A 4195-nucleotide genomic window follows, 5' to 3' on the forward strand; every position below is an offset into this window, starting at 1 on the left:
GATTGCCATGGCTAAACTTTTGCGCGGCGCAGCGAAGGCGCTGTTGTGGCTGTTGTTGGGGCTTGCTGCCAGTGCCGTGCTATATGCACTGTGGAGCGCGCTTGCCTACCGCGATATCGACACGGTTACTTTGCTAGAAAAATACGGTGCGGGCGCGGTGCGCGCGCATATCGACGGTGCGCAGATCAGCTATCGCGTCGACGGCGAGCTGGGCGATGGCGCGCCGTGGCTGCTGTTGCACTCCCACTACTTCGATTCACTGATGTGGCAGGAATTGCTGGCTGAACTGAAGCCCGAGCAGGCGGTAATTCGCTATGACTTGACCTCTCACGGGCTCAGTGGTCCGGAGCCCAGCGGCGACTACAGCATGGCGCGAGATGTCGAATTGCTCGGTGGCCTGCTCGACCACTTGCAGGTGGAGTCGGCGGTGCTGGTCGGCTCCTCGCTGGGCGGCAATATTGCTTTCCACTTTGCTGCGCAATACCCCGAACGCAGCGCCGGTCTGGTACTGATCAACTCCGGTGGAATGAAGCGCCAGCAGAGCAGCCGGCGCAATGCGGCAGCGATTCCCGACTGGTTTTACCGCGTATTTTATTTTGTACCGACGGCGGCCTATCGAAAATTTATCGAGTGGATGGTCGCTGATAGCGCCGTGGTCAGTGATGCTTTGGTGGAGCGCTTTCACGACATGTTTCGCCATCGCGGCAATCGCCGCGCGGAAATGCAGCGTATGGCCAGTTTCGATGCCGGCGAGCCGGAGTCCGTGCTGGCTGCGGTGGTGGCGCCCAGCCTCGTTGTCTGGGGGCAGCAGAACCCGCAGTTGCCGGTGGCGCTGGCCGATGACTTTGTTGGCCTGCTGGTTAACGCGCCATCGTTGCGGTTGAGTGTGGTGGACGGTGCGGGGCATTTGCTGCCGGTGGAGAAGCCGGCGGAGCTGGCCACCTTGTTGAACGAGTTTAGGGACAGTCTATGAGCCTTTATTGCCACTTACTCGGCCGCATGGCGAGCGCGGCATTATGCTGCCTGCTGTTGCTGGCCGGTTGCGCCGAGCCGCTACCGTTGGAGCCGGCCGAACCGCTGGGCGCGGCGCGTGCCGAGCTGGAAAGGCTGCCGGGTTACGGCGCCGGTGATTTCGAGCCAGAACTGGCAGAGCTGACTCTTCCCAGTCTGGCCGGCGGAAGCGACAAGGCGCTGCGCATCTGGTTCGCAAGGCGCGAAGACGCACTGCCGGTCGTGGTATTTTCTCACGGCAACTGGTCGGACAAAGACCGCTATGAGCCGCTGCTTAAGCACTGGGCGAGCCACGGTTTTGCGGTGATCGCCACCACTCACTTGGACGGCAGGAATATGGCGCGGGGTATTTTTAATGCTCTGCGCTACGGCAACGAGGGCTTGATTGCCGCCCGCGTCGCCGATGTGCGCGAGCTAGTCTACCGCCTGCCGGAGATACAGAGCCTGCTGCCGGTGGCGCTGGATGCCGAGCGGCTGGCCGTGGCCGGTCACAGTTTTGGCGCGTTTACCGCGCAGCAATTTGCCGGCGCAAGGGCGATCACCGCCGATGGGGAGATTGGCGCCGATGACGCGCGGGTAGCGGCGGTGGTGGCGCTGTCGCCGCCGGGGCCGATGTTTGACGAAATTACCGAGCAGAGCTGGACCCAGATGCAGGGCCCGGTATTTATGACTACCGGCACCCACGATGTAAATCCGCAGTTTTGGCCGGATTGGCGGCTGCATAAAATGAGTTTCGATACCGCGCTAAGCGGCGATCAGTACGCCCTGGTGGTGCAGGGCGCCGACCACTACCTGGGGAACTTGATCTGCCGGCCGGAGCGGGAAGCGGAGCCCCAGGTCGACGCATTTAATTTGATTAGCGCCCTGTCGACGGTGTTTTTGCAGGCCTATTTGCATGCTGACGAGGCGCAGGTCGACTGGCTGCAGGGCCTCGATTTGGCGCAACTCAGCGCGGGCTTTGCCGAACTGCAGCGGCGTTAAGCAGGTCCCGGTAAGCGTTAATTTTCACGCTAATGGCCGGCGCGGTGTTGATCCATCGCCCGTGCATCGGCGTATACTCCCCAACTTTTTTTGAGGGAGTCCTGTCATGAAGAGCGTTTATTGCGCCGCATTGATGTGTTTGGGTTTGGCCGCAGGTGCTCAGGCGAGTGCCTTTAACAGCCCGGTTAGCCTCAGCTATATTCCCGGTGATCAGGTCAGCCACTACGATGTTAGCTGCGCCAACGGTCTCAGCTACGAGCTGCTGCGCAGTGAGGGGCAGTGGTGTATTGCCGGCGCGGACGCGGATCATTGCGAGAGCAAGAAAGTCAGCGCCGCTGCCAAGGCTTGTCGATTGGGTAAATATATTGTTTCTGCTGAGTCTCCGGTCGCTCAGAGTGTCGCGGCGGTCAGCCACTAAGTGGCCGGGCCGCTCGCCGAGCGGCCGGCTTGTTGTTGCGCAGGGCGTTTAGTGCTCTGCCAGCAGTGAGCCAAAGCCCTTAATACGGTCGGGGATGCCGTTGTTGCGCAGGGCATGCCAAAAGGTGATGGCGTTAATTGCCAGCACGGGTTTACCCAGTTCTTGCTCCAGTTGCGCGGCGAGTTCGACAAAGTGCAGGTTGGTGCCGGCCTGCAGGATGAGGTCGACATCGTCGCCGTTCACTTCTTTCACCAGCGCGCGGTTTTTGCCGGCGGTTTCATAGGCGATACTCACCGGACTGTCGGAGCGATGGCCGGCAATGCGCACTACCTCATAGCCGATGTCGGCTAAAAACTTCACCACCATTGCATCGCCCACCGGCATATACGGGGTGATCACGCCGATGCGTTTAACGTCCGGATAGCATTTCAGGGCGTCCATAATGGCTTGGGCGCCGAAGGTGATATTGCAGTTGCCCTCGGCTTGGGCGATATCGTTGTATTTTTTAAACTCGCGATCCGAGCGCTCCTTGCCGTCCCAAAACGTCTCGGCGGAATAGCCAAAAATGACGTGGTCGGGCAGCACCGTGAGCGCGTCCCGCAGACCTTGCTCGGTGGCGTTGCCGATGGCCTTGACCAGGGCCACAAAGCTGTCTTCGTCGCTGACCGGCATCGGCGGGATCACGCAGCCGCGGGTCGCCAACACCACGCCCTCGGGGCACATCTTGTGGTATTCGGTTTCCACCGCGGTGTTGGTTGAGGGAACGAGTACCGCAAATTTTTTGCGGTAGCCATAAAAATCTTGCATTGCGCTCTCCGTGGTCAGTAAGGCCTTTAAGTATTAATGATATAACAATATGATGTTAGCAGCGAGTGATGACAAAGGCGAGAGGTAAATATGACGGCAACAACAGCGTTAGTGACGGGGGCAAATCGCGGCATTGGCCTGGAGACGGTGCGCCAGCTGGCCAGCCGCGGCATCGCGGTCACTGGAACCAGCCGCTCACTGTCGGCGGCGGCTGGGCTGCAGGCGCTGATCGATGAGGGTTTACCGGTGTCCATTGCCGAGCTGGATGTCAGCAGTGATGCCAGTGTGGCGGCGCTTGCCGAGCAATTGCTGGTCAGTCAGGGGGGTGTCGATATTCTGATTAATAATGCCGGCGTCGCGCTGGACAAGTGGCAGCCGGCGCTGGCCCTGGATATTGAGCTGTGGCGGCAGACCATGGAGGTTAACCTCTACGGTGCGCTGCGCCTTTGTCAGGCCTTTGTGCCGGCGATGGTAGCCGCAGGCTATGGCCGCATTGTCAATGTCTCCAGTGAGCTGGGTTCGCTGAGCGAGGTGCAGCTGGGCAGCAGTCTGGCTTATCGCTCGTCGAAGACTGCGCTCAATGCGCTGACCGCTCTGCTGGCCTGCGAGTTGGCAGGCCACGCCGATGTGCTGGTCAATGCCAGTTGCCCGGGCTGGGTGCGGACTGAGCTGGGTGGTGAGGACGCGCCGCTATCCGTGGCCGAGGGCGCAGATACCACGGTGTGGCTGGCGACGCTGCCGGCTGGCAGTGGCAGCGGCGGCCTCTATCGCCAGCGCCGGGTGTGGCCTTGGTAGGCCGCTAGCCCGGTTGTTGGCTGTGGGGCTTGGCGATCTTGCTACGCACTGCGATCGACAGTAGAAATACCACGCCGTTGAGCACACCAAACAGCACAAAGGGCGTGCTCGGGCCGTAGCTGGCAAACAGCCAGCCGCCGCCAGCGGTGCCGACCAGAATGCCGACCGCGCCGGCGACGCCGA

5 protein-coding genes are annotated in these 4195 nt (G+C 61.0%); 4 read left to right on the forward strand and 1 reads right to left on the reverse strand.

What is annotated here, in order from left to right:
* The 3 genes from ABYM29_RS14970 to ABYM29_RS14980 form a co-directional block, all read left to right on the forward strand.
* Nucleotides 1-973 (forward strand): alpha/beta fold hydrolase (locus ABYM29_RS14970; protein ID WP_372865595.1); only part of this gene is annotated, 973 nt, incomplete at its 5' end.
* The gene (locus ABYM29_RS14975) at nt 970-1992 is read left to right on the forward strand and encodes an alpha/beta hydrolase family protein (RefSeq protein ID WP_372865596.1); all 1023 of its coding nucleotides are present in this window, start codon (nt 970-972) and stop codon (nt 1990-1992) included. The genes ABYM29_RS14970 and ABYM29_RS14975, both read left to right, overlap by 4 nt.
* Before the next feature lie 106 nt (nt 1993-2098).
* Entirely contained in the window at nt 2099-2410 is a 312-nt protein-coding gene (locus ABYM29_RS14980) for a hypothetical protein (RefSeq protein WP_372865597.1), read from the forward strand.
* Between the two features lie 48 nt (nt 2411-2458).
* Here ABYM29_RS14980 and ABYM29_RS14985 read toward each other — a convergent pair whose 3' ends face one another.
* Nucleotides 2459-3217, reverse strand: a complete 759-nt coding sequence (locus ABYM29_RS14985) for a hypothetical protein (protein WP_372865598.1) — start codon at nt 3215-3217, stop codon at nt 2459-2461.
* 90 nt (nt 3218-3307) lie between these two features.
* Between ABYM29_RS14985 and ABYM29_RS14990 the strand changes: the two genes are divergently transcribed.
* The gene (locus tag ABYM29_RS14990) at nt 3308-4012 is read left to right on the forward strand and encodes an SDR family NAD(P)-dependent oxidoreductase (protein WP_372865599.1); all 705 of its coding nucleotides are present in this window, start codon (nt 3308-3310) and stop codon (nt 4010-4012) included.
* Nucleotides 4013-4195: the final 183 nt, after the last annotated feature.

The sequence above is a fragment of the Spongiibacter sp. genome, from assembly GCF_041602295.1.
Lineage (GTDB): Bacteria > Pseudomonadota > Gammaproteobacteria > Pseudomonadales > Spongiibacteraceae > Spongiibacter.